Source organism: Fictibacillus halophilus (genome assembly GCF_042680145.1).
Classification (GTDB): Bacteria; Bacillota; Bacilli; order Bacillales; family Fictibacillaceae; genus Fictibacillus; species Fictibacillus halophilus_A.
In genome coordinates this window covers 1,569,625-1,596,480 of the sequence record NZ_JBHTNQ010000001.1, presented here as the reverse complement: position 1 = coordinate 1,596,480, position 26,856 = coordinate 1,569,625, and the positions used below count along the sequence as shown (strand labels likewise).

General features: G+C 38.4%; 22 protein-coding genes. 6 read left to right on the top strand and 16 right to left on the bottom strand.

The features are described from left to right. Positions 1-22 precede the first annotated feature (22 nt). Together ACFQ4X_RS08195 and metH are read left to right on the top strand one after the other, a co-directional pair. Positions 23-1,873 (top strand): bifunctional homocysteine S-methyltransferase/methylenetetrahydrofolate reductase, encoded by a 1,851-nt coding sequence (locus ACFQ4X_RS08195; protein WP_379834326.1) that lies wholly within the window; start codon positions 23-25, stop codon positions 1,871-1,873. Then, entirely contained in the window at positions 1,866-5,318 is a 3,453-nt protein-coding gene (gene metH / locus ACFQ4X_RS08190; RefSeq protein WP_379834324.1) for a methionine synthase, read from the top strand. Before ACFQ4X_RS08195 ends, metH begins: the two co-directional genes overlap by 8 nt. Positions 5,319-5,678: 360 nt before the next feature. Here metH and lsrB read toward each other — a convergent pair whose 3' ends face one another. From lsrB to ACFQ4X_RS08170, 4 genes are read right to left on the bottom strand one after another with little or no spacing between them, the layout of a single operon-like run. Then, entirely contained in the window at positions 5,679-6,725 is a 1,047-nt protein-coding gene (gene lsrB, locus ACFQ4X_RS08185; protein WP_379834322.1) for an autoinducer 2 ABC transporter substrate-binding protein LsrB, read from the bottom strand. A 1-nt stretch (position 6,726) separates the two neighbouring features. Next, a complete protein-coding gene (locus ACFQ4X_RS08180) occupies positions 6,727-7,725 on the bottom strand; it encodes an ABC transporter permease (RefSeq protein WP_379837088.1) in 999 nt (332 codons plus the stop codon). A 1-nt stretch (position 7,726) separates the two neighbouring features. Further along, positions 7,727-8,737 (bottom strand): ABC transporter permease subunit, encoded by a 1,011-nt coding sequence (locus ACFQ4X_RS08175; protein WP_379837086.1) that lies wholly within the window; start codon positions 8,735-8,737, stop codon positions 7,727-7,729. 12 nt (positions 8,738-8,749) lie between these two features. Continuing rightward, positions 8,750-10,264, bottom strand: a complete 1,515-nt coding sequence (locus ACFQ4X_RS08170; RefSeq protein WP_379834320.1) for a sugar ABC transporter ATP-binding protein — start codon at positions 10,262-10,264, stop codon at positions 8,750-8,752. Between the two features lie 254 nt (positions 10,265-10,518). On the opposite strand from ACFQ4X_RS08170, the gene ACFQ4X_RS08165 reads away from it, so the two are divergent. Genes ACFQ4X_RS08165 through lsrF form a run of 4 tightly spaced genes read left to right on the top strand, consistent with a single transcriptional unit; the run spans position 10,519 to position 14,206 of the window. Beyond that, a complete protein-coding gene (locus tag ACFQ4X_RS08165) occupies positions 10,519-11,487 on the top strand; it encodes a sugar-binding transcriptional regulator (RefSeq protein WP_379834318.1) in 969 nt (322 codons plus the stop codon). Further along, entirely contained in the window at positions 11,465-13,027 is a 1,563-nt protein-coding gene (lsrK, locus tag ACFQ4X_RS08160) for an autoinducer-2 kinase (protein ID WP_379834317.1), read from the top strand. The genes ACFQ4X_RS08165 and lsrK overlap by 23 nt, the downstream gene beginning before the upstream one ends. 19 nt (positions 13,028-13,046) lie before the next feature. Beyond that, on the top strand, positions 13,047-13,403 hold the full coding sequence (locus ACFQ4X_RS08155) for a cupin domain-containing protein (RefSeq protein ID WP_379834315.1): 357 nt from the start codon (positions 13,047-13,049) through the stop codon (positions 13,401-13,403). 14 nt (positions 13,404-13,417) lie between these two features. After that, positions 13,418-14,206, top strand: coding sequence for a 3-hydroxy-5-phosphonooxypentane-2,4-dione thiolase (gene lsrF / locus ACFQ4X_RS08150; protein ID WP_379834314.1), 789 nt, complete (start codon positions 13,418-13,420; stop codon positions 14,204-14,206). Between the two features lie 120 nt (positions 14,207-14,326). Here the strand turns inward: lsrF and ACFQ4X_RS08145 are convergent, their stop codons facing one another. From ACFQ4X_RS08145 to ACFQ4X_RS08090, 12 genes are all read right to left on the bottom strand, one after another. Next, positions 14,327-15,586: a YeeE/YedE family protein gene (locus ACFQ4X_RS08145; protein WP_379834312.1), complete on the bottom strand. Its 1,260-nt coding sequence runs from the start codon at positions 15,584-15,586 to the stop codon at positions 14,327-14,329. A 552-nt stretch (positions 15,587-16,138) separates the two neighbouring features. Continuing rightward, positions 16,139-16,888, bottom strand: a complete 750-nt coding sequence (locus tag ACFQ4X_RS08140) for an ABC transporter permease (RefSeq protein ID WP_379834311.1) — start codon at positions 16,886-16,888, stop codon at positions 16,139-16,141. Continuing rightward, a complete protein-coding gene (locus tag ACFQ4X_RS08135) occupies positions 16,889-17,650 on the bottom strand; it encodes an ABC transporter ATP-binding protein (protein ID WP_379834309.1) in 762 nt (253 codons plus the stop codon). It lies immediately after the preceding gene. Positions 17,651-17,786: 136 nt separating this feature from the next. After that, positions 17,787-18,128 (bottom strand): DUF1048 domain-containing protein, encoded by a 342-nt coding sequence (locus ACFQ4X_RS08130; protein ID WP_379834308.1) that lies wholly within the window; start codon positions 18,126-18,128, stop codon positions 17,787-17,789. 59 nt (positions 18,129-18,187) lie between these two features. Next, positions 18,188-18,508 carry a PadR family transcriptional regulator gene (locus ACFQ4X_RS08125; RefSeq protein WP_379837084.1) on the bottom strand — a complete coding sequence of 107 codons (321 nt, stop codon included), beginning with the start codon at positions 18,506-18,508 and terminating at the stop codon, positions 18,188-18,190. Positions 18,509-19,052: 544 nt separating this feature from the next. Next, a complete protein-coding gene (locus ACFQ4X_RS08120; RefSeq protein ID WP_379834306.1) occupies positions 19,053-21,227 on the bottom strand; it encodes a type IA DNA topoisomerase in 2,175 nt (724 codons plus the stop codon). 521 nt (positions 21,228-21,748) lie between these two features. Next, positions 21,749-21,916 carry a nucleotidyltransferase domain-containing protein gene (locus ACFQ4X_RS08115; RefSeq protein ID WP_379834305.1) on the bottom strand — a complete coding sequence of 56 codons (168 nt, stop codon included), beginning with the start codon at positions 21,914-21,916 and terminating at the stop codon, positions 21,749-21,751. A gap of 86 nt (positions 21,917-22,002) precedes the next feature. Beyond that, positions 22,003-22,440 (bottom strand): VOC family protein, encoded by a 438-nt coding sequence (locus ACFQ4X_RS08110; RefSeq protein ID WP_379834303.1) that lies wholly within the window; start codon positions 22,438-22,440, stop codon positions 22,003-22,005. A gap of 228 nt (positions 22,441-22,668) precedes the next feature. Next, positions 22,669-23,355, bottom strand: coding sequence for an ABC transporter ATP-binding protein (locus ACFQ4X_RS08105; protein WP_379834301.1), 687 nt, complete (start codon positions 23,353-23,355; stop codon positions 22,669-22,671). Between the two features lies 1 nt (position 23,356). Next, entirely contained in the window at positions 23,357-24,391 is a 1,035-nt protein-coding gene (locus ACFQ4X_RS08100; RefSeq protein ID WP_379834300.1) for an ABC transporter permease, read from the bottom strand. A gap of 143 nt (positions 24,392-24,534) precedes the next feature. Then, a complete protein-coding gene (locus ACFQ4X_RS08095) occupies positions 24,535-25,914 on the bottom strand; it encodes a sensor histidine kinase (RefSeq protein ID WP_379834298.1) in 1,380 nt (459 codons plus the stop codon). Further along, entirely contained in the window at positions 25,911-26,591 is a 681-nt protein-coding gene (locus ACFQ4X_RS08090) for a response regulator transcription factor (protein ID WP_379834297.1), read from the bottom strand. Before ACFQ4X_RS08090 ends, ACFQ4X_RS08095 begins: the two co-directional genes overlap by 4 nt. Positions 26,592-26,856: the final 265 nt, after the last annotated feature.

Sequence of the window (26,856 nt, the reverse complement as noted above, 5' to 3'; positions counted from 1 at the left end):
TATTTTATTTAAGGAGGCTTACATGAGCTTAGTAACTGATTTAAAACAAAACAAGATACTAATCGGCGATGGTGCTATGGGTACTCTTCTGTATTCGTACGGCTCGGACTTTTGTTACGAAGAATTAAATCTTTCGCAATCGGAACAAATCTATAATATTCACCGGGCTTATCTAAATGCCGGCGCTGACATCATTCAAACAAATACGTATGCAGCCAACTATTCAAAGCTAGAACGGTATGGCCTCCAAGATCAAGTAAAAGAAATCAACAAGGCAGCTGTTCAAATTGCGAGAAGAGCTGCCAAAAACGAATATGTCGTAGGAACCATTGGCGGAATCCGCGGCATTAAACCAAACAGTATTTCGCTTGATGAAATTAAACGCAGTTTTCGTGAACAGCTCTATTGTTTACTCATGGAAAACGTAGACGGTATACAGCTGGAAACGTATTACGATCTGCAAGAACTCGAAACCGTATTAGAGATTGTTAGAAAAGAAACGTCTCTTCCAATCATTGCTCAAGTTTCCCTTCAGGAAATAGGCTTTCTGCAAGACCGAACTCCAATTTCAGAAGCTCTGTTGCGTCTTGAGGAAATCGGTGCGGATGTAGTGGGATTAAATTGCCGGTTAGGTCCTTATCACATGCTGAAGACACTTGAGGAAGTACCGATTCCTAAACAAGCATTTTTATCTGCGTTTCCGAATGCCTCACTGCCTTCATATTCAGATGGGAAGTTCCAATATGAGAGTGATGCTGAGTATTTTAAAGAATGTGCTCATTTGTTCAGAAAGCAAGGCGTCAGTGTTCTAGGTGGCTGCTGCGGTACAACACCTGAACACATACGTGCTTTCTCGACCGAGCTTAAGAACCTGCAGCCTGTAAAAGAGAAAGAAGTAAAACAAAGAAAAAGGGATATTGTAATTAAGTCAGCTTCAAAGTCTAAATATGTTCCGCTTTGTGAAGAAGTAAAGAAGAAACAATCCATCATTGTTGAACTGGACCCGCCTCGCAAACTTGATACGTCTCGATTTATGGAGGGTGCGAAGGCTTTAAAAGAAGCGGGAATCGATGCTCTTACAATGGCTGATAATTCTCTTGCGTCCCCACGAATATGCAATTCTGCATTAGGGTCGGTTGTTCAGTCAGAATTAAACATTCGGCCGCTCGTTCATATTACGTGCCGTGACCGGAACTTAATCGGACTTCAATCACACTTAATGGGGCTTCATACACACGGAATCCGTGAAGTATTAGCTGTAACTGGAGATCCAGCAAGTGTCGGTGATTTTCCTGGTGCATCATCTGTATATGATGTTACTTCATTCGAACTGATCAAACTCATTAAGCAGTTTAATCAAGGATTATCATTATCAGGAAAAGAACTTGGAGAAAAAACTTCCTTTAGTGTAGGAGCAGCTTTTAATCCAAACATCAGGTTAATTGATAAAGCTGTTGAACGTTTAGAAAAGAAGATTGAATATGGTGCGGACTATTTTATAAGTCAGCCTGTGTTTTCAGAGGAAAAGCTAATTGAAACCTATGAAGCCACCAAACACATTGATAAACCAATCTATATAGGAATAATGCCATTAACGAGTTCACAAAATGCTGAATTTCTTCATCATGAAGTGCCGGGGATAAAATTATCTGACTCTGTACGTGAACAAATGGGGAAATTTAAAGAAAATCCTAAACAAGCAAGTGTTGAAGGTTTAAATATAGCAAAGTCTCTTTTGGATACAGCTATGGATCTTTTTAATGGTATTTATCTCATCACTCCATTTATGCGTTATGAACTAACTGTTGAATTAGCCAAATATGCACGAACGAATCATCCATCCCTGTTAGCTAGGAGGTCGCAGAATGCCTAAGACATCAATAGAAGATCAGCTGAAAAAGAGAATATTAATTATGGATGGCGCAATGGGGACGATGCTTCAAGAAGCAAAGCTCACAGCAGAGGATTTTGGCGGCGAGGAATATGACGGGTGTAATGAATATTTAAATGTTACAGCACCAGATGTTATTGAATCCATACACATAACGTATCTGCAAGCTGGCGCAGATATCATTGAAACGAATACCTTTGGGGGAACTAATCTTGTTTTAGACGAGTATGATCTTGGCGTACGAGCTTATGAGATTAATAAGTTAGGTGCGGAAATTGCGAGAAGAGCAGCTGATGCAGTATCTTCCGAAAAATGGCCGCGTTTTGTTGCCGGTTCAATGGGGCCAACTACTAAAACATTAAGCGTTACTGGCGGTACGACATTTGATGCGTTAAGGGAAGCTTATGCCGAGCAAGCAAGAGGACTGATCGACGGCGGTGCAGATCTGCTGCTTTTGGAAACAAGCCAGGATATGCTGAATGTAAAAGCAGGTTTTTTAGGAATCGAACAAGCGATTGAGCAAACAGGAAAACGAATTCCTCTTATGGTATCAGGAACCATTGAACCGATGGGAACAACATTAGCTGGTCAATCGATTGAAGCGTTCTATATTTCATTAAAACACATGAATCCGTTAGCAGTTGGCTTAAACTGTGCGACTGGACCTGAATTCATGCAAGACCATATCCGCTCGCTTTCTAATTTATCAACAACTGCAGTCAGCTGCTACCCGAATGCAGGACTGCCGGATGAAGAAGGAAATTATCATGAGACTCCTGAAACATTAGCAGCAAAATTATCAGGATTCGCAGAAAAAGGCTGGCTTAATATTGTTGGAGGCTGCTGCGGAACAACGCCTAAACATATAGAAGCATTGTCACAAGTAATGAAGAAATATTCACCACGATCGATTCAAACGAATGAAACGCATATGGTCTCAGGAATTGAACCTTTCATTTATGATGACCCAACTTTACGGCCGATCATGGTCGGTGAGCGCACGAATGTAATTGGCTCAAGAAAGTTTAAGAGGCTTATTGCAGAGAAAAAGTTTGAGGAAGCTGCTGAAATCGCAAGAGCTCAAGTAAAAGGCGGCGCACATGTACTGGATGTCTGCTTAGCAGATCCAGACAGAGATGAAAAAAGTGACATGGAAGAATTCATGAAGGAGGCAGTTAAGAAGGTAAAAATTCCTTTTGTAATCGACTCAACTGATGAAAACGTTTTAGAGCTTGCTTTAAAATATTCACAGGGTAAAGCGATCATCAATTCTATTAACCTTGAAGACGGAGAAGAACGTTTTGAAAAAGTGATTCCGCTTCTGCATAAATATGGAGCGGCAGTAGTAGTCGGAACCATTGATGAAAAAGGAATGGGTGTTTCGGCAGAACGAAAGCTTGAAATTGCAAAAGAATCGTATGAGCTTTTAGTAGAGAAGTATAAAGTCTCACCTTCAGATATCATCTTTGACCCGCTCGTTTTTCCTGTAGGTACTGGTGACGAACAGTATATCGGTTCAGCAAATGCAACGGTTGAAGGAATCCGGCTGATTAAAGAGAGTTTTCCTCAATGTCTCACGATTCTCGGAGTGAGCAACGTGTCATTTGGACTTCCGCCTGTAGGACGTGAAGTACTAAATGCCGTATATCTGTACCACTGCACACAAGCAGGACTGGATTATGCGATCGTGAACACAGAGAAACTAGAACGTTTCGCTTCTATTTCTAAAGACGAAATCGATATGGCGGAAAATCTGTTATTTAAAACAACCGATGAGGCATTGGCAATCTTTACTGAATTTTATCGAGGGAAAAAGAAAGAAACGAAATCCAATCTTCCTGACATGACGTTAGAAGAGCGGCTGCAATACTACATTTTAGAAGGTACTAAGGAAGGGTTAATTCCTGATTTAGAATTGGCATTAAAGCAATACTCTGCACCATTAAAAATTATAAACGGACCGCTCATGGATGGCATGAAAGAAGTCGGAAGATTATTTAACGAAAACCAGCTTATCGTTGCTGAAGTTCTTCAAAGTGCAGAAGTAATGAAAGCATCCGTAGCATTTTTAGAACCATACATGGAGAGTAATGATACTTCATCATCTAAAGGAAAAGTATTGCTAGCAACCGTTAAAGGCGATGTTCATGATATCGGGAAAAACCTTGTAGACATAATATTAAGCAACAACGGATTCCAAGTTATAGATTTAGGTATTAAAGTCACACCGCTTGAATTGATTGAGGCTGTAAAGAAGAACAAACCTGATATTATCGGGTTGTCAGGATTGTTGGTAAAATCAGCTCAACAAATGGTTTTAACTGCAAATGACATGCGTGAAGCGAGTATTTCCACACCGATTTTAGTTGGAGGCGCCGCTTTATCCAGAAAATTTACCGATACGAAAATCTCTAAGGAATATAATGGGATGGTTCTGTACGCGAAAGATGCGATGGAAGGCTTATCACTTGCAAATCAACTTCAAACTCCTGAGGATCATGAAAAGCTCGCCGCTGATTTCAGTGAAAGAAAGAGAACGGTTGTATTAGACTCTGGACGATCCGATGGAGGTACAGCAACTGCAACAGCTGTTAAAGTAAGATCAAACGTATCACAAAAAGCACCGGTTTTTATACCAAGTGATACAAAAAGGCATATTTTAAGAAACTATTCCTTGTCTCACATACAGCCATATATTAATTTACAGATGCTTTTAGGTCATCACCTTGGCGTAAAAGGAAAGATATCAAGATTGCTTGAGGAAAAAGACGAGAAGACTCTTCATATCAAGTCAATCGTTGATACGTTGTTAACTGAGGCAAAAGAAAAAGACTTAATAAATCCTTCTGCAATGTATCAGTTCTTTCCGGCACAATCAGATGGAGACAGTGTTTTGATTTACGATCCTGTAGATCATCAAACAATTATTGAGAAATTTGATTTTCCGAGACAGACAAAAGAGCCATATCTCTGTATAGCAGATTACCTTAAGTCAAAAGATAGCGGGGAAATGGATTATGTTGGCTTCTTTTCTGTAACTGCGGGTACAGGTGTAAGAGAGCTTGCAGCTGACATGAAAGAGCAAGGACGTTTCTTAGAGAGTCACGCACTTCAAGCATTGGCACTTGAAACTGCTGAAGGTTTCGCAGAGCTTGTTCATCAGCAAATGCGTGACCGCTGGGGATTTCCTGATTCTGTTGATTTTACAATGAGAGAGCGGTTTTCAGCACGATATCAGGGGCAGCGGTTTTCATTTGGCTATCCTGCATGCCCAGAACTTGAAGATCAGCAAAAGTTATTCAAGCTGATTCAACCGGAAGATATCGGCATACAGTTAACAGATGGCTGTATGATGGAACCCGAAGCCTCCGTGTCTGCGATTGTATTTGCACACCCTGAAGCCAGATATTTCAATGTGTTAAGTTAAGTCTGACCATAGCAAAATGCACCTTCACAGGGTGCTTTTTTGTTTTATTACTTTATGCTCATAATTAGGATTTTTCAAGCAGTAACTATAACTGAACGAAGCTCATTGCTCATTGGGGTTCGAATAGAAGGTGTATAAATTTATAATAGAGGGATTGCATGCGGCAGACACTGCATAAGTGCTCTCTTTTAGGAAACAGGACTGGGCAAGGAAATAAAGAAAATTGCAAAACATAACAGTAAAATTGTTATCTAGTATGGTGAAACCAAAGAATAAATAGTAAGAAGAAATGTTCGGATGAAGTAAAAAGGTTTAATAGATTCTGCCAGAAGGCAACCTATTAAACCTTAAGCCTTTTAATTAAAAATCATATTCATCAATATTTTCCTTCGTAAATACTACACGTTCTGGCAGCAGTATAATGCCGCTTCCCTCAGCCTCATAATCATATCCTTGAATGCTATTCGGTTCAATTTTCACTTTACCGATATTTGGTACATCAAACTCATCGCCAACTTTAAGTTCCTTGCCTTCAACAGTCATGAGGTAGGCTACATAGGCTGCTAATGCCCCTTGTTTCTTAACATCCCATAAACCGAATTGTTTAACCGTATCACGTTTTACATAGTCGCGCATAACGTTTGGAGTAGAGAAGCCCGTGATGACGACGTCTCCTGCTTTATTCAGGTTTTCTGCAGCCTGGGCCATTGCTGGGAGGGCAGTTGCATCCGGACAAATGACAGCATCAATATCAGAATACGTCTTTAGGATACTCTCTCCGACAGTCAGAGATTTTTGAGCGTCGTTTTCACCATATTGAGTTGTTACGATTTCCCAATTAGGATATTTTTCTGCGATAATCTCTTTTGCTTTTGTTACCCATTGGTTCTGGTCGGTAACAGTCGGGCTTGAATAAAAGAAGGCTACTTTGCCAGAATCACCGATTTGGTCAGATGTCATTTTAATGAGCAGTTCTGCCAGTTGTTCAGGAGTTCCTTGATTAATATAGAAAGAGCGATCTTCAGGTTTAACATCCGAATCCCATGTTAAGATCTTAACTCCTTTCTTTTTTGCACGATTAAGTGCCTGGCTTAATCCATCTACTGAGACAGAGGAGATCATCAATGCATCATAACCCTGGTTCACAAAGTTGTTGATGTATTTGACCTGGCCAGATACCGATGCTTCAGAAGGACCGTCATATTTTAACTCTACCCCTAAAGTATCGGCCATTTCTTTTGCACCATTCCCGCCGGAAGTGAAGAAGCCGACTCCGGTCAGTTTAGGGATAAAAGCGAGTTTGGCATCTTTTTTACCGTCTTTTTCTTCAGAGTTACTGCATCCAAATAATGTCCCGGTAATTAAAATCAAACATAGTAAAAATGCAATTGGTTTTAAACGATTCATTTTAAATTCCTCCCTTTTTATCTCTTAGACTAGTGACATAGTGAATCATTTCTTTTAAGCGTTGCCATCTAGTGTTTCTAAGTAAAACAGAGAAAATTAACATTAATCCAATAACGACACTGGTTTGCTGGCTGGTCATACTCGCCATTTGTAACCCGTATTGCATGATGCCAATAATTAGGCTTGCTATTGCCGTTCCTATAATGCTTCCCTTTCCACCGTATATACTGGTGCCTCCTAATACGACTGCCGTGATGATAGGTAGAACGGCATCAGCGCCTAAGTCCGATCTTGCTGAACTAAAGTAAGAAGTAAGGATGATACCGCTTATACCACCTCCAAGACCTGAGAGCATATAGGTGCTCAAAAGGGTCCATTTTGTAGAAATACCGCTGAATCGTGCTGCTTTTATATTAATTCCAACTAAGTAGACGTTACGGCCGTAACGAGTTAGATGGAGAACGGCACCAAAGAGGAGTATACTTGCTAACAAAATCCATATTGAATTTGGGATTCCAAGCAGCTGACCGTTCGCCAATTCAACAAAGGAAGAAGGAAAACCGCTTATTCCTTCGTAACCTGAAGCACTGGAACCGCCGGATAAAACGAGGGCGATACCTGAGAATAAGAACATTCCCCCTAAAGTGACAACTAGTGGCTGAACGGTCGTATTAGCGACAATAAAACCATTAATGAAACCCGCTGCTATTGATATAAGCAATGTTATGATTAGAGCGATCCAAATGTTTATTCCATTCATCCACAATACTCCAAGCGTTATAGATGATAGACCCATAATTGATCCAACAGATACATCAATGCCGCCTGTGATGATCACAAAGGTCATCGGAATTGCTGCCAGCGCGATATATGCAAAATCGTTCATACTGTAGAGCAGGTTATTTACATCCAGAAACCCGGGTGTGATGAGACCGAATATGAGTACGATGAAGAGCAGGAAAAATGTTAGAAATGTTTCCCATACTAGAAAGAGCTTGATATTATGGAGCACTTTCAACACCTCCTCGTGGAGACTGAAGCCTCATCAATTCTATCTCCCGCTGTTTAAACGTTTTTTCTTTCAAGTATTTTTGAAGTTTAGAATCACCGACTACTATTATCAGCAAGAGCATCCCAGAGATAGCCGAATTATAATAAGATGGGATTTTTAAGAAAATCAATGAGCTATTGATGATCGTGAAGAAGAGTGCACCAATACCTGCGCCTAAAATACTTCCAAGGCCACCAGACAGACTGACTCCTCCAAGTACAGCTGCAGCAATGACTTGCAATTCCATACCGCTCCCTGTTTGATTCGGAACAAACCCGATATTCATAACGAAGAACATTCCCGCAATTGCTGCGGATGCCCCAGAGAGAATAAAGGATAACACTGTTAATTTCTGAACAGGAATTCCTACAAGCTTTGCTCCTTCTACATTGTCACCTACTGCATAGAAATAGTGGCCAATCCTTGTTTTCTTTAACAAAATGTGGGTCAGGATCAAAAGAAACAGGGTGATCCAAACCGGTAAAGTGATTCCAATAAACTTAAGGGAAGAGAGCTTTTTATAGTAATTGGGTATGTCTTCGATCCACATTCCTTTTGTATAAAGCAGCATACAGCCTCTTACCACTCCGAGCATTCCAAGCGTCATGATGATAGAAGGGATGCGGAAAAAAGAGACGCCAATTCCATTGATTAATCCGATGCCAGTACCAATTAGAATCACAACCGGAACAACAACCCAAAGGGAGTTGCCATTCGTTAAGAAACCCCCGCATACTGCTGCAGAAAGCCCCATTATGGATCCCACGGAAACATCAATATTTGATGTTAAGAGAACAAACGACTGACCAATTGCCATCACAATTAATATGACACTGGCTTTCACTAGCAAAGAGATTGAGTCCCCTGAAATGAAATCAGGATTAATAGCTCCCACCAATAAAATATAGGCAATCATTAAAATAACAATTGACAACTCTCGTGCTTTAAGGAGTCGAACCATAAAGTCCACCATCTATCCGACCACCCCATTCTTCGCACCAAATGCAAACGACGTAATGGCGTCTTTCGTTATTTCTTCCTTAGATAAAATATTCACTGTTTTTCCCTGATGCATAATAAGAACTCGGTCACTCAGTTTTTCAATTTCTTCTATGTCAGAGGTAATCAAGATGACAGCTAGACCGGCTGCTTTTAAATCTTTAATGATGCGATAGATATCATTTCTGGCATTTACATCAATTCCTCTGGTTGGTTCATCGAGAATTATTACCATTGGTTCAGAGGCTAAATATTTTGAAAGGACTACTTTCTGTTGATTTCCACCTGATAAATTACTCAGTTTTTGTTTTACAGTCGTTGCAATTATTTTTAAGTTTTTCATATAGAGACTTGCGGTAGTCTTTTCCTTCTGAAAGGGAATGAAGGTGCCATTCCAACGATGTAGCAAAGTAGAAGAGATATTGCTTTGAATTGAGGTAATAGAAAAAACCCCATGCTGCTGACGGTCTTCCGGTACATAGACCAATCCTTTATGAATTCGGCGCCGCACTGATAGTTGATCAATCACTTCATCGCATAATGAAATTGTGCCGTTTGTTACTTTAGTTAACCCGAAGATTGCCTCCGCTAATTCTGTTCTGCCTGCTCCGACGACTCCTGCTATCCCTAATATTTCGCCTTTTGTTAATTCAAAAGAAATGTCATGAAAGCGGCTCCCGCAGAGATTCTTAACTGAAAGAACAGGAGATGAGTCAGCAGCTGTTTTAGTGAATTCATTTTCTTTATACATTTCCTCCGAATAGAGTCTATGTGAATTAACAGGAGCCAATCCTTGAAGTAACGTTTCATAGGTAAATTCGGTAGTAGGTCCTTGGGAAGAAACAAATCCATCCCGCAGAATAGATACAGTATGCGAAAGTGTGAAAATCTCAGGAAAGCGATGAGTAATATAGAAAACCCCAAGCCCGTCTTCCATTAGACGCTTAATTGTTTTAAACAACGAATCGATCTCACTGAAGGTCAAGGTAGAAGTAGGCTCATCCAATATTAATATTTTTGCCTCACGTGTTAAACCCCGCAAGATTTCTACTAACTGTTGTTCTGCAATAGAAAGGGTTGACGCACTTCTCTGCAGATCCACCTTCCAATCCAATTGTTCAAGAATTAAATTAATTCTTGGTATTAGCTTTTGTTTTTTGCCGGGCAGGCCAATTAATATGTTTTCCTGTACATTCATGTTTGGAAAAATAAGCGGCTCCTGTGGAACCAGATATATACCCTTTGAGTGGGCATCTGCAGGTGAGGAAAAGGTAACTACTTCTCCTGAAACTTCTAAGTCTCCAGAATCCGCCTTGTATAATCCAGTAATGATCTTCATCAGTGTAGATTTGCCTGCCCCGTTACCACCTACAATAGCATGGACTTCACCTTTGTTCAGTTCGAGCGATACACCTTTTAATACTGAATTTCCCGAAAATGACTTATGGATATTAACGGCACGGAAGAGAGGAGTGGATGTATCTTTCATGTACTAACACCACCTAAGTCTTTTAGAAAGCGCTTCCAAAATGAACAAAATGAAATGACTTGAAATTATGTTCAATTCATTTATGGAGCTTTTTACTTATTTACACAGCAGATCCCAAAATTATTACAAGTAGTTTTATCTATTTCACACTTTTTGTTTTTTATGTTCTAAATAACTGTGCGTTCTCCATATACTCTGCGTAAGACTGAACAAAAAAACTGAGATTGAACAAATGTACAGAAGGTGATGAGTCAATGAATCAGGATACTTATATAGAAAACATGATGATCAGAGTTGCTTGGTATTACTATAAGGACAATTTGACTCAGAATGACATTGCTAAACTATTAGGAATTTCCAGAGCAAGGGTTGTTCGTCTCCTTGAAAAAGCAAGAGGGGAAGGAATCGTACAGTTTCATATAAAAGGTCATGACAGAAATTGCCTTGGAATAGAAGAGGAATTTAAGCGGTTTTTTTCCGTTAAGGATGCTTTTGTCATACCTGCCCCTTATAAAGAGACGGAATTGAGTGACTCCCTTTCTCGGGCAGCTTCACAATATTTGCAAAATAAACTGCAAGAGAACGACATAATTGGGCTCGGATGGGGGAGAGCGATTAGTAAAACAGTTGATTTTCTTTCTATGGAACCAAGTAGAAATATTTCTGTCGTCACCCTTACCGGCGGAGTGAATTATTATTTGCAAAGTCGCAGGTCACAAGATGGAGGGATGGAAAACTTTCAGGAAATCCACGTCATTCCTGCTCCATTCCTTGCCTCTTCAGAAGAAATGGCTGACAGCTTCCTGCATGAACCTTCCATAAAAGAGATTCTTGAACTTGCGAATCTTTCCAAATACAACGTAGTGGGAATTGGCGGTATTTATCCGGATGCGACGATTATTCAGGAAGAGAAAATGACAGTAAATGAGCTAGCTTATATCAAGCAACAGCAGGCAGTAGGGGATATTCTTGGCCAATATTATGACAAGGATGGAAGAGTATTAGATTTACCTCACCATAAGAGATTGATAGGCACCTCTTTATCTAAGTTAAAGCAATTAAAAAATGTCATTGCTGTGGCCGGTGGTAAGAAAAAGATAGAAGCCATATATGGTGCGTTAAAAGGAGATTATATCCACACAATGATTACCGATGAAGAGACAGCAAAATCATTATTAGAAATGGAGGTGAAGTTAAAAAATGGATTACATTCTGGCATTTGATGCAGGTACAGGGAGTATCCGTTCTGTTTTATTTGATCTAGATGGGAATCAAATCGGATGCTCACAGGAAGAATGGATTCACCTGTCGGATGAGCGTTATCCGGGTTCGATGGGATTTGATTATGAAGCGAATTGGCAATTACTTATAAGCTGTATCAAGGATGTTTTAAGCCGAACAGGAGTTGAACCTCATAATATCAAAGCAATTAGTGCTACGAGTATGAGAGAAGGAATCGTACTTTATAACTCCAGCGGGAAAGAAATTTGGGCTTGTGCGAACGTGGATTCGAGGGCATCAGAGGAAGTTTCTCAACTAAAGAAGACCTGCAAGGAACTAGAACAAAAGCTTTATCAATTATCTGGCCAAACATTTGCCTTAGGTGCCGTACCACGATTACTTTGGTTGAAAAACAATTTGCCAGATCTATATGAAAAAACAGCAGCGATGACCATGATTAACGATTGGATTCTCTACAAATTGTCCGGTACGCTGCAAGTGGATCCTTCAAATGGCTGTACTACTGGCATATTTGATTTGACAAAAAGGGATTGGGCATCCGGCTATTTGCAGGAATGTGGACTTAAAGATTCTATTTTAACACCGGTAAACGAAGCGGGAACGTTAATCGGTGAGATAAGCAGAGAGGCAGCGTCAAGTACCGGACTCGCCCATGGAACTAAAGTCGTTTCCGGCGGAGGAGATGCCCAAATGGGAACTGTTGGGGCCGGAGCAATTGAAGACCAGCAAACTGTTGTGTCAGGGGGATCTTTTTGGCAACAGGAAGTGAATACGAAACAGCCGTTCTCAGATGAAAATGGTAGAGTCCGTATTAATTGCCACGCAGTTCCAGATTTGTGGCAAATTGAAACGATTGCCTTCTTTCCAGGTCTTGTCATGAGATGGTTCAGGGATGCTTTTTGCCAAGAAGAAGTTGTTGCAGCAAAAGCAAACGGCTGTGATCCTTATTATCTGTTAGAGGAACTGGCAAAGGATGTGCCTGTTGGTTCGAACGGAATCATTCCGGTTTTTTCAGATATTATGAACTATTACTCTTGGAGACATGCAGCTCCTTCTTTCATAAATCTCACTCTCGATCCCAACAAAACAGGAAAAAAAGAGATGTTTAAATCTCTTCAGGAAAATGCAGCTCTTATCACTTTAGGAAACTTGAAACTCATTGAAGATGTTACATCATTTTACCCAGAAGAGGTCATTTTTATAGGCGGAGCTTCAAAGGGGCGTCTATGGAGCCAGACGCTTGCAGACGTGTTAGGTGTAAGAGTGAAGGTGCCAGTGGTTAAGGAATCAGCTGCGCTCGGCACAGCTTTATATGCCGGAGTGGGGGCAGGCTTGTACAGTTGCATTCAAGAAGCGGTTGAGAAAGTCGTAACGTGGGACCGAGTACATGAACCAGTTGAGGCGAATCATCAAAAGTACCTTGAAATCTATGAAAAGTGGAGAGTTGTTTATGAGAGGCAGCTTCAGCTCGCAGATGAAGGTGTGACCGCGCATATGTGGAAGGCGCCAGGATTCCAATAATATGAAAGGAGGTGAAACGATGAAGAAAGTAAATGAGTCAGACTTTGAATATCGATTTGGGGACAATGGTCCAAAGTATTTAACCAAAGGTCCCAACGTAGATATTGGCGTTGTTGTACTTAAACCAGGTCAAGACTTTCCTAATCACTACCATACTATTTGTGAGGAGATTTTTTACATCTTAGAAGGTGAGATTGATTTTTATATAAATAACGACCGTGTCCCTGCAAAACCGGGTGACATGATTCAATGCAGACCTCACGATTCTCACTATCTTATTAATTCATCCAATCAAACCTTCAAGGCCGTCTTCGTCAAATCACCCCATATCGGGGAGAACGATTCTATTGTGATTGACAAACCAAAGGTTAATTAAAGGAGTGTTTACGAATGAGTTGGGGATTTCAAAACCGATTAAATAAAATCTTACCGAATAAAAGAGCAGTTATGCTTGCCATCGATCATGGTTATTTTCTTGGACCTGTACATGGTCTTGAAAAGCCGGGAGAAACTGTAAAAGATCTGCTGCCATATACAGATTCATTATACTTAACCAGAGGAACACTTTCTGCCTGCATACCTGAAGATACTGAAAAACCAATGGTGTTAAGGGTATCGGGAGGAGCAACAGTCCTTAATGACCTTGCCAATGAAACAATCGTCACTTCCATTAAGGAAGCTGTCCGCCATAATGTCATCGGGGTAGGAGTGTCTGTATTTATCGGTTCAGATTATGAAACTCAAACTGTTACGAATCTTGCTCACACAGTAACCGCCGCACATGATTACGGCCTGCCTGTGCTTGGAATTACAGCAGTAGGGAAAGAACTCGAAAAAAGAGATGGCAGATACCTAGCCTTGGCCTCAAGGGTAGTAGCTGAAATGGGTGCAGATATTGTTAAAACCTATTATTGCGAAAACTTCGAGCAAGTTACTAGCAAGTGTCCGGTACCAATTGTCATTGCCGGCGGACCGAAGTTTGATACTATTAAAGAAGCTCTGGATATCACTTATAATGCCATGGATCAGGGAGCAGCTGGCGTAGACATGGGAAGGAACATCTGGCAATCTGAATATCCTTTAGCTATGATGAAAGCAATCCATTCTATTGTGCATGAGAAATATTCAGTCAAGGAAGCTTTAGAGCTTTACGAGAATTTTACTAAGATTAAATCTTAAGAATTAACTACAAGAAATGAACCCGAATTCGTAAGCAGGTAAAACGAGCGACAGAAAACAAATATAAATTATAAAGCTAGTGGCATGGACTATGTATCCCAACCACTAGCTTTTTCTTTTCTAACAAACAGAATCATTTGATTTTGGGTTTTTCAACCCGAATATCGGACGGATGAATAAAGCTAAGAATGTTCCTGCCATCGCCATAATTGCCCAAACCCAGCCGTGAAGGCTGAAGGATGCAATTCCGCTGAAGTAAGCACCGATGTTGCAGCCAAATGCTAAACGCGCACCGTAGCCCATCAATAAACCACCAATAATAGAAGCTCCTGCAATTCCTGGTTTGATTTTTCCAGGTTTAAATGTTCCTTGAAAAGCAGCAGATATAAAAGCTCCTAATATAATTCCAAAGTTCATTACGCTCGTTGCATCTGTAAGAACACTTTTTGATAAAGCATCACCTTTGCTTCCAGTGAAATAACCCCAGCTTGATACATCAACTCCAGTTGCCATCAACGCTTTTGAACCCCATAGTGCAAATGCTGAAGTGATACCCCAAGGACTTCCTTTAACCGCTAAAGTTACTGCATTCAATACTGCTAAAACAATTGCTGCCGTAAACAGCGGCCAAGATCCGCGCAATACCTTTTTCCATCCAACTGTTGTCGGCAGTGGTTTCATCATAGGAGGATTCTTCTTTTTAGCAATTTGAACAGTGATCCAATAGATTAGGCCAAACAATGCTAACTGAAATACCAATGCACCAAGATAGCCAAATCCAGGTATCTGGTTGAATGCGATTGGAGGGAGGGAAGGTAATCCCATCCAGAACGTGAAATGATATGCGCCTATAACAGAACCTGCAATAAAAGAAATCAGGGTTAGAATCATTGAAGAAGATCCGCCACCTAACGAATAAAGTGTACCTGAAGCACAGCCATTTCCTAGCTGCATGCCGATTCCAAACAGGAAAGCACCAAATAGTATGCTGATTCCCACTGGTGATACATTTCCTTCAGGTGCTGATCCCGTAAAGCTAAATCCTGTACTTAAAATTACAGCAAATAATATAGATGCAACTGCCAGCATCACCATATGTGCTTGCAGTCCTTGAACATTACCAACGGATACTAGTCGTCTAAATGCAGAAGTAAAGCCAAATCGAGCATATAGCAATGCATTTCCTAGCAAAATACCTATAATGAACAGAATTCCCTGAGTCCAATTAGCTGTATTAACAATAAAGTATAACAATATTAGCGCTGAGAGAATTCCTAGTGCAGCCCATGGTTTTTGTAAAGGACTTAATTCTGTTACAACCGTAGTATAATGCCGTTTACTTGATTGAGATATCTGTGTGTTAACTGATGAATGTGCCAAAATAACCCTCCTAATCCTATTAAACTTATCGGAATTAAAGTATTATACAACGAATCCTATTCAGAATAAAGGTCTTTGGTGCATGTTTTTATGAGATTAGGTCTAATGAACGTGTTGAAAGATATTAATCAAAGAAATGTGGTTAAAATCAACTGGAGAGTTACGAGATCATTGAAAGGAATTAAAGAAAAATTTTTTCAAAAAAAAATAAGATAAAAAAACTCTAATCAATTAAATAAAAGACAAAACTGGATAAAAAAATGCACTTTTGTAGAATTTTGAATAATACTTGAATTTTTTCATTTTGTCTCACTATCTTAAGTAATCTTAAGTTTTGAGATGAACTTCTGTACATAATATATAGCTACCTATAATAAATATTATGTTAACTAATTTTTAAATAATGTACTGACTAATAGTAATCATTATTCCTCTCCTCCTTGTCTGTCCATTGAAGAATCAATGTTCAGATGATCTCCCCTTTAAAAACTGATCACAAAAAGAGACAAAGCGCTTCTGGCTTTGTCTCCTTTTATAGTTGTCTGCAGATTCTTAATCCAACTGGCTTTTGAACTGTTTACTTGCAAAGAAGTAAGCAACCACCATGATTCCTATGCACCAGGCAAGCGAAATCCAGATATCGTTTCCAACTGACCCATCATACAATAAGGCACGAATCGCATTCACAATGGAAGTCACAGGTTGGTTTTCAGCAAAGACACGAACCATTTTAGGCATGGTTTCGGTTGGGACAAAAGCTGAGCTAATAAAGGGTAAGAATACTAGTGGATACGAGTAAGCTGTTGCCCCTTCCATAGACACCGCAGTTAAACCAGGTATGACCGCGAGCCAGGTCAGAGCGAGAGTAAACAGTGCAAGTATACCTATAACAGAAAGCCAATCCATAATATCTGCGTTGGAACGAAAGCCCATCAACAGTGCGACAAGGATAACTATTAAGATTGTAAGGGCATTAGAAACAAGAGAGGTTAACACGTGAGCCCACAATACAGACGATCGCTTGATTGGCATAGTTATAAAACGTGCCATTAACCCACTCTTCACATCTGTAAAAAGCCGAACGGAGGTATATGCGACACCCGTTGCAATTGCCATAAGCAATATACCCGGTAATAAATAATTGACATAGTTGTCTGTTCCTGCTTCAATCGCACCACCGAACACATAGACAAACAGGAGCATCATCATAATTGGTGTAATAGCCACCGTGATAATCGTATCTGGACTTCGCATGATGTTACGCATTAAGCGTCCTAGTAAAATTCCTGTTATGCTTCTCATTTAAATACCCTCCTTTTTACCGATGATGGCGAGGAAAATATCCTCTAGTGATGGTTGCTTCTCAACGTACTCCACTTTCGCTGGCGGGAACATCTCTTTAAGTTCTAAAAGTGTTCCGGTCTTGATGATTTTTCCACCATGCAGAATAGCGATTCGGTCTGCGAGTTGCTCGGCTTCCTCCAAGTATTGAGTGGTAAGCAAAATAGTCGTGCCACCATTAGCAAGTTCCTTAATAGTATTCCAAACCTCAATACGTGCTTCAGGATCAAGTCCTGTTGTTGGTTCATCAAGAAATATGATTTCCGGTGTTCCGATTAGACTCATCGCAATATCAAGCCTTCGTTTCATCCCACCAGAATATTGATCTGCGCGTTTGTTCGCTGCTTCGGTCAGGCTGAATCTTGCAAGTAATTGATCGGCGACTTGAGCTGGTCTGGAAACACCCCTTAACTTGGCAATCATCGTCAGGTTTTCCCGCCCGGTAAGCATTCCGTCCAAAGCAGCAAACTGCCCTGTCAAACTAATACTCTTTCGAACTTGATCTGGTTGACGTTGAACATCAAACCCTGCGATAAAGGCTTCTCCATCATCCGCTTTCATCAGTGTGGAGAGAATGTTGACTGTCGTCGTCTTTCCCGCTCCATTTGATCCTAACAACGCGAAGATCTCTCCCCGTCGCACCTCAAGATCTACTCCTTTTAAAATTTCCTTGTCTTTAAAGGACTTCTTTAACCTATTTATAGAAATCGCTGTTTGATTCATGCTTTTCCTCCTAATAAAATTCTTAATGTAAAAAATTAAATCATCACTATTAAGTCTTACTGATAATAAGTGTTACTTAGTACCGTTCAAAAATATAACTGAATAGTCCCCATTACAAGCTATTCAGCCATTTATCTTATTCTTTTCCTAACTCCTTCTTAATACTTTGGTTCAAATCTTCACGATATTTAGCAAAATAGGTTTTAGCATTTGCCACGAGTTCGTCTGCGAAGGACGCCACGTCTTCCCCAGTAATTTCTAGCACTGATCTGCCTTCAGCTGCACCTGCTTCAAACAAATCAATTAACTCATACTGAATGTGCAGCATATCCATCCCGTTGCCTGATGAAAAGTTCCACATATAGGTTTGAATCTTTTTAAATACAAATTGATATTCCTCCGGAAGTGCTTCAACACGTGCCATCATCATTTTGTATTCTTTCTTATCACCTATCATTTTTTTAATCCATTCCAACATATTATTTTCCTCCTTGTTCTCGCTACAATTAAAAATTACGGACGAAATATCTTATGAGCCTATTGTGACTTCAAGACGTTAATCTTTGATGATACAAAATCCCATTTTCTCCAAAATAATTCAAGTTCCTGTCTACCAGCCTCATTAAGTGTATAAAACTTTCGAGGTGGTCCCATATCTGACGGCTTTTTGACTATGTCTACCAATTTCTTTTTTTCCAATCTCACGAGGATTGTGTATACCGTACCTTCCACAACTTCTGTAAACCCTAGATCGTTTAAGCGGCGTGTAATCTCATAGCCGTAGGTTTCATGACGGCTGATAATTTCCAACACGCAGCCTTCAAGCGAACCCTTCAGCATCTCTGTTAAATTTTCGATGTCAAAAGCCTCCTTTATTTCATCTGACTTATAATAAGTATGACTTAGTACTGTAATAAAAAAATATACTTAATAGCTTATGTGAGTTCACGCTATTAAGTATTACTCATTACCTCTACATTGTATGACCGAGTAGCTATAATGTCAACTGTTTTCCAAATAAATATTTTGCTTTTTATAAAAACATGAAAGACTCGTCTATGACGAGCCTTCTAATCAGGATTAACATCATTATTTTCGGCGAAGTCTAAAGGATTTAATGAAGGCGACCAAAAATACAACTAATGTAATCCCCAAAGTAAGAAAAAAAGCAAGGCAGAGTCTTATGTTTGCGTTAACATAGTTGTTTTTGAAATCATCATTAAGAGCATAGGTAATAAAATAAGCAAGCCGATAAAGAGAAACACATTCTTTTTTGTATACTTCCAAAAGAGACGACAAGTAAAACATAAGTCAAAATGATTGTCATTGTGACCATCGTTCGCTTCCATTTCACCTAAAACTACATTATGAAATTTTGAAACAAAATCAATCATATCTTTTTTCATTTCTTTGCAAATTGCTTTTTAGGAAATTCAAATCCTATCGAAAAATCATCTTTTAATATGAGCATAGCATCGAACTTCCTCTTTTCTTTGGCTTTTGGCTTGAATCCTTTAATGACACTTGTTTTGCCTTTCGTACACAAATCCTTCACTTGTTTCTCAGTAATATTTTTACTAAGCAATTTCCCTGGGAAGGTTTGCTTACAACCATTCGAATATTCTGAGCAACCATAGAAAGAACGATTCATGCTGATGCTTCCTTTTTTGCACCGAGGACATACAGCGATTGGGTTTTGATTCACTTTCTTAACAACATCAATACTCTGCTGAATAGATTCTGCATTCAATTGTCCAGGCACTTCTTCAATCAATTTATTTAAGAACTTTGCGATACTTCCCAAAAAAGCTTGAGGTGTACCGTTTCCGTTTCCTATTTTCTTTAGATATGTTTCCCATTTGGCCGTCATGGAAGGACTAGAAAGCAGGTTGCCTTCTATTGATTGGCATAAAACCTTCCCCTTCTCAGTAATGTGAACAATGTTCTTTTTCACTTCGATGTATTGGTGTTTTTTAATGGTTTCGATGATTCCGCTCCGAGTCGCTTCAGTACCTAAGCCTTCCACTTCTTTTAATATTTCCATTTCTTCTTCGTTCTCGACCGACTTCCCACATGTTTTCATCATCGAAATGAGTTGACCTTCCGTGTAGGGTTTAGGAGGGGTTGTCATACCTTCTTTCATTTTGACGTTACTCTCTACTTTCTCCCCTTTTTCAAGTTTAGGAAGAGCTTGAGTAGAGTTTTCATCTTTCATAGCTGTGTTGTCTTTAGAACTGTAGTTAAACAGTTCCTTCCATCCTTTGCTGATTTCTGTTTTTCCTACTGTCTCAAAATCTAAACCATTTACATTCGTTGTTACTTTTGTTTCTTCGTACACGTAATCATGATGAAACATGGCAAGGGTCGTGTTCAACACTTCAAAGTAAATATTTCTCTCTTCTATCGATAACCCTTGAATTCTTGCGCGCGTTGGAACCTTTTTTGTAGGAATAATCGCATAGTGTTCTTGAACCTTTGATCCATCTACATATCTTTTACTAGGTCTTTTAGAAGCTACAGAAAAACGATTCTCTATGAGATCTTGATAGGACTCAAGATTAGCAGTTAGATAGGCAAACTCATTCTCCGTAATGTATTGTGTATCTGTTCTTGGGTAGGATAGGATTTTCTTATCGTACAATTTCTGAACCGTATCCAGAACCTTCTTCGGACTGTATTTCCATCGTTTATTTGCTGTTGATTGTAGGGTGGAGAGAGCGTGCAATTTAGGTGATTTGATACGCATTTCCTTTTTTGAGACGGATTTTATGATGCCGGTATCGTTTCCTGTTATGTTGTGCTGATTTAACAGCTGTTGAACTTCTTCTTGTTTTTCACTTTTTATTTTTGCTTTTCCTTTGTATTTTCCGTTTGCTGCTGTAAAGTTCCCTTCAATTTCATAAAAAAGTTTTGGAACAAAATTCTCGATCTCGAGGTGCCTTTGATAGATCAAGTACGTTGTTGGCGACTGCACTCTACCAATGCTCAAGCTATCTTTTAGACCTTTTTGTTGTAAAAGTAACGTATAAAGGCGACTTCCGTTCATTCCAACAAGCCAATCAGAGATCTGACGTGTTTTGGCTTCTGAATAAAGTAATAGATCTTTCTCGTTATCGTGAAGATTAGAAAACCCTTTTCGAACCTCGTCCACTTCTAAAGAGTTAATCCAAAGTCGTTTAATGGGCTTGCCTCTCACACCTGTCATATGGTAGATCGAATAAAAGATGTTCGAACCCTCACGATCAACATCACAACCGTTAATGATGATGTCTGCTTCTTTAAATAACCGTTTTACCGCATTAAATTGTTCATATTTCCCTGATGCGACCTTAAATTCATAACGTTCAGGCAAAATAGGCAAGGAAGATAAACGCCACGTTCCCCACTCAGACTTATATTCTTTTGGTTGCTTCAGCTCGACCAAATGACCGATTCCCCATGTTATCACGGCGCCATTCGGAAAGATGCTGCATGGGTTTAACTCAATAAACGTTTTATCTTTCTTTTTTATCGAAAAGGCGTCGGAATAAGCCTTAGCTTGCGATGGTTTTTCTGCTAAAATGACAATATTACTCATAGGACTTCACCTTTTAACTTGAATTATTTACACTAAAAGAAAAAATAAGGGAAGCGATACACCACCCTTACTCCAGTTTTCTATTTGACGAGTTATATGCGTTCATTTGGAATAGGAATTTATTCGTTCGATCCATTGATGTCCATTAGGGTACTGGATGGTTAAAGATTCTCTTAACCATTCTCGGTTTGTATGATCTAACGTTGGCAGTCGTTCTCTAAATCAACAACATCTTTCTCTCTAATTAACGCCTTCCACCCTTATATAGAAGCTGAATTTCTGGTCTTAAGGAAGGAACTCCCGCAGAAGTTTTCAATCCGATATCAGTTAGTTTCCTTCTTATTGTACCATTTCGTTTGTAAATCCAATAATCTTCCTCTGAATCTATGATCATAACCTGGAAGGTCCAGGTTATCTCGTCTTTTTTCTTTACCCATATATTATCAAATTGAGAACCTAGCTTTTCTTCTATTTCCCAAGGTATCAATTTCCCTTTGAATGCTTTATACCCTTCCCAATCATCATACAAATACTTTTGAAAGTAGAAGGTGTTCGGATCTCAGGATGACAATATCGATGTCTTCATGTTCTCTGGTAATTCTATCTAAATGCAAATCTAATGCCCATCCTACAGCAATCCACCAATATACAGGAATATCGCTAAATATATTATTACACTGAATATACATCTCCTTATTCCACAATCCTGCTACGATAGTTTAAGAAGAAATCTTTAAAGTTGGAGTTTTAAATCATTTAAAGTCCCATTCAATATTTATCTGATTTTTTCCGCCAATTCTAAAATAATTCCCTCTGGACCACGAACGTAGCATAACTTATAACTTTCTTCATATTGCTGTATCTCACTAAAGATTTCCGTGCCCTTCTTTTTCAATTTTGCAACAATAGCTTCAATATCTTCAACAGTAAAGCAAATATGTCGGATACCCAGCGTATTTGCAAAAGGTTGCTGAAAATCTATTTCATCTGACGGTGTATAAAATTTGACTAGCTCTATCCATGCTTGACCATCTGGCATCCCCAATCCTACACATGCCGTTTTAACATCATTAAGCCCAACTATTCTGTCCAACTGTTCTCCTTCCAATTCCCATTCCGCTTGCACTTCAAGTCCTAAATCAAGAAAAAACGCTTTAGCCACTGAAAGATCGTTTACGTTTATACTCACATGATCTATTCTATTAATCTTCATATCTCATACCTCCTCGTTCCTGTTATTTTCAATACCTGTATTCCTGTAAGGTTTGTTTGAAATTCGCTTAAAACAGGAAAATATCCTTCTTCAACAATCCTGCCCTTTTATTCCATAAAAAGAAAAACAATACAATTCTGTAGTAAATTAAATAAATAACAAAAATGTATTGTCTTTAGGTTCAGATTAGGTTTTTTTCTAGAAAAAATCAGTGGTGATTAATAATAATTACTCTTTGCTATCCATAATTTTTCCATCGCTAATTTTAATAATATGATCAGCAAAAGGAAGCATTTCTTCGTCATGCGTAACCATTAGAGTAGTAATATTAATCGTTTTAGTTAAATCCTGGATTAACCCCATTACATCTTTAGACCTTTTCGAATCTAAACTTGCAGTTGGTTCATCTGCGAAGAGTACTTTAGGTCTATGGATGATTGCACGTGCAATTGCAACCCGTTGTTTTTCCCCACCTGATAATGAAGACGGATAAGCATTTTCCCGATGTTTCATACCAACTAAGTTTAGAATTTTGTCAATTTCTTTTTGTTGTTCAGATTTCGTTAACTTCGATTCAGAAACATCCAGCATTAGCTTCAGTTGTTCTTCTACAGTTAGAAAAGGAACAAGATGTGCAAATTGAAAGATGAATCCAAATTTACTTCCACGGATCCTCCGAACTTCCTCTGAACCCATGCTATTCATATTTTTACCTTCAAATATCACTTGTCCATCAGATGCAGGTTGAAGTCCTGCCGCTATTGTAAGCAGTGTACTTTTACCAGATCCGGATGCACCTACTAATGCTGTTATCTCTCCTTCTTTAAGTGAAAGGTTAATCCCTTTTAGAATTTCTTCCTTCACATCACCATTCATAAATGTTTTTTTAACTTCACCAATTGTAAAAATCGCCATATTAAACCTCTCCTTGTTGAATCGCTTGTAATGGTTCTACTTTTTTAATTTGCAAACCTGATAGCGTAGCACCCATAAATCCAATGGTTAGGAAAACGAACGACAATTGCACTGTTGTTTCAGAGGTTAAACTATATGGCATTCCTTTAGGAGCAACTATATTAAATAATTGGCTTAATGTAGCAGATAGGACGAGTGCAATTATAGTAATAAAAAACATTTGGGTCCAAATCAATTTAAACAACGCACTTGTCTTTACACCGATTGCCTTTAAAATACCGTATAAACCGATTTTTTGAACATTCATCATGTAGAAAAAAATAGAAAACAACATTCCGCTAATTACAACTAAAAACAAGACAATCATATTTAAAGACGTCTGTTCTGCGCTATAACTCGGAATCGTGTTAAGAAAATCTTTCTTTGTGAAAGACTGTAATCCAGCGAATTCTTGTGATGAATCTCCCCCTGGTATGAAAACTAACTGCATTTCTTCCACTCGGTAAATTTCTTTATAATCCTCCATACTGATATAAGCTACAGGAGCGTGGCTGTATTTCTTTTGGTCCACAAACCCTTTTACAACAAATTCGTCACTATATTGGGTATTTGTTAAGGTATCTCCAACCTTTATGCCTTCTTCCTCCAAAGAACGATCAAGTACGATTTCTCCAGTTTTAACATTCCTAAAGAGATCTGATTCAGTGGATGTAACAAAGGCTACGCTTCTTTGCTTACCATTCTTATCATTTAAAAAGCCCATTTGCAGTGATAGAGCCATAGCATCGTTTTTTTTATTCAATATTTTTTCTTGAATGTTACTGTCTATTCGCGATAGATTATAGGTTTTTTCTGCATCTTTACTCATATAAAATTGTCCGTTTGGTAAATCTTTAATTAATGCAGCATTGTCTTGAGATAATCCATTAGCCAAACCAGAAATAGTAAAAGTTAATAAACTAATTAGAAAAACAATTAAACCTAATATCAAAAACCTCACTTTATTTTTCTTAATTTCTTTCCATGCAATGTTCATATAATCTCCTCCCATCTCTTTTGACACCCTTAGTCTATAAACCTTATATGAACGGAGGATGAATAAACGTTTACAAAAAAAGTGTCAGACATTGTAATGGATTATTTTCCGTGACAATGTCTGACACAAATAAAGAAATAATGTTACATAACAGGCAATTCAACAACAAAAGCAGTTCCTTCTTTTTCCTTGCTATTCACTCTAATTGTACCGCCATGGAGTTTAACAATGGTTGAAGCTATTGATAGACCAAGTCCTGTCCCCTCAACAGTACGAGAACGTGCAATGTCAGCCCGATAAAAGCGATCGAATATCCTTTCCATTTCCTCATTATTCATTCCTATTCCTGTATCTTCAAAGGTTACCAAAATCGATTCAGCACTTTCTTTAATCGATATATCAATACTACCCTTTGGTTTATTATACTTAATGGCATTCGTTAACAAATTATCCCATACCGTAAACAGTAAAGATGGATCACCGATAATTTCTTTATCCGCTAAAGTGTAACTAATCATGATACCTTTTTCATTTACTGCCCACTGATAATTTCGAACCAAATCCTTAATTTGCTTTGCAACATTGAATGTTTTTTTCTTTAGAATATCATCGTTGCGATCTAATGAGGCAAGAAGCAATAATTGTTTTGTTAAAGTAGAAAGCCTTTCAATTTCTCCATTTATTACAGAAATATACTGTGTTTTTTCTATATCGCCTAATGGTTCTTTTTCCAATAGATTTGTATACCCTTTTATATTAGATAGGGGAGATTGTATATCATGAGATATATTTGATATGAATTCCTTTCTCATCTCATCTAATTGTTCTAATTTACGCGACATTTGTAAAAAACTATGAGATAGTTCTCCTAATTCATCACCGCGATCAATATCAATTTCAACATTAAAGTTTCCTTTTGCTAATGATGTTGTGGCAGCTGTTAATTTGGATATCGGCTTTACTAAATATTTTGTACTGACAATAACCATTGTGATGCTTAAAACAATCATTAAAGCAAGTAGCCAGCCAAACAAATAATGCATCTCATTAAAAAGAAGTTTTATATCAGGTCTGATAAAAAGAGCATAATTTATTCCATTATGAGTCAATGGAACACCAATTGTATTTTTTAATTCATTTGCAAAAAAGCCTGTTACAAATGTTTCTTGAGGAAAATGAAGGATACCATGATAAATTTGTCCTTGAAATACTTGCTTTTTAGTGGAAGCAGAGAGAGTCCTATCCCTGAAAGGTGCACCAAAAAAAGAATCCTTTCCAGAATTCCCTACTAAGTATATTTGATAGCCTATTGTAGAAATGTTTCCTAAGTATTCGTTCAGATTGATATTAGGATGTACTTCAGCAAACCTAACAATATCTAGTGCGATTTTTGTATTTTTTTGATCATTAATCGGCTTTAATTTTTGCTGATAATAAGTATTGGAGATTAAAAAAGCTAAGACTCCACTTAATACCATGATTCCAATCGTAATCACAACAAATTTCACATAAAGAGACTTCATCTGCGTTTTTCCTCCAATAAATAACCAACCCCACGTACTGTCTTAATTTGAAAATCGTCCGTTAATATTGAAAAACGTTCCCTTAATCTTTTTATATGAACATCAACAGTTCGTTCATCCCTTTCATATTCCAATCCCCAAATATGTTCTATCAGGTGATCTCGGGAAAACACTTTCATAGGATTTGAAACTAAAAAATACAATAGTTCAAATTCTTTCAATGGTAATAATATTGTTCGGTCCCCAACTTGAACTTCGTAACTTTTTTTGTTTACCGACATATTTCCTATACGAACAATTGATTCATCTAGCTGTTTATTATATCGGCGCAATAAAGCTTTAATTCGGAAGAGTAATTCCTTAGGTTCAAAAGGTTTAACAAGATAATCATCTGTTCCAGATTGGTAACCTTGTTCCTTATCCTCAATTTGATGTTTAGCTGTTAAAAGAATAACTGGAATATCATATTTATTTCGAATCTCTTTCGTCAAGGCATAACCATCCAGATAAGGCATCATTATATCTACAACCGCTAAGTCACACTTTTTATTACTTAAAATGCTTAAAGCCTTTATACCATCCCGAGCTTGGAATACGTTGTATCCTGCTTCAGATAGATGAACATCTACAAGCTCTAAAATATTGATATCATCATCGACAATTATAATGTTCGTCATTTTATATTGCTCCCATATCATAATTAAAAATCATAATATCTTTATATTACATCTTCAACTTTTTAAATCAAACAGTTCAACAATATGGCCCGTTTGTTTCTGCTTCCACTTTCGTACATTTTAATGATTTCAGGAATACTCATGGTGCATTTCTTTATACGCATCCCAATCAACTCCTTTGTTCTTATAATCACAATATGCCAAACGTATGTTCGCAACACGAATTTTAAGCATAATAAAAACAAAAAAGTCCCCGGTTCAGGGA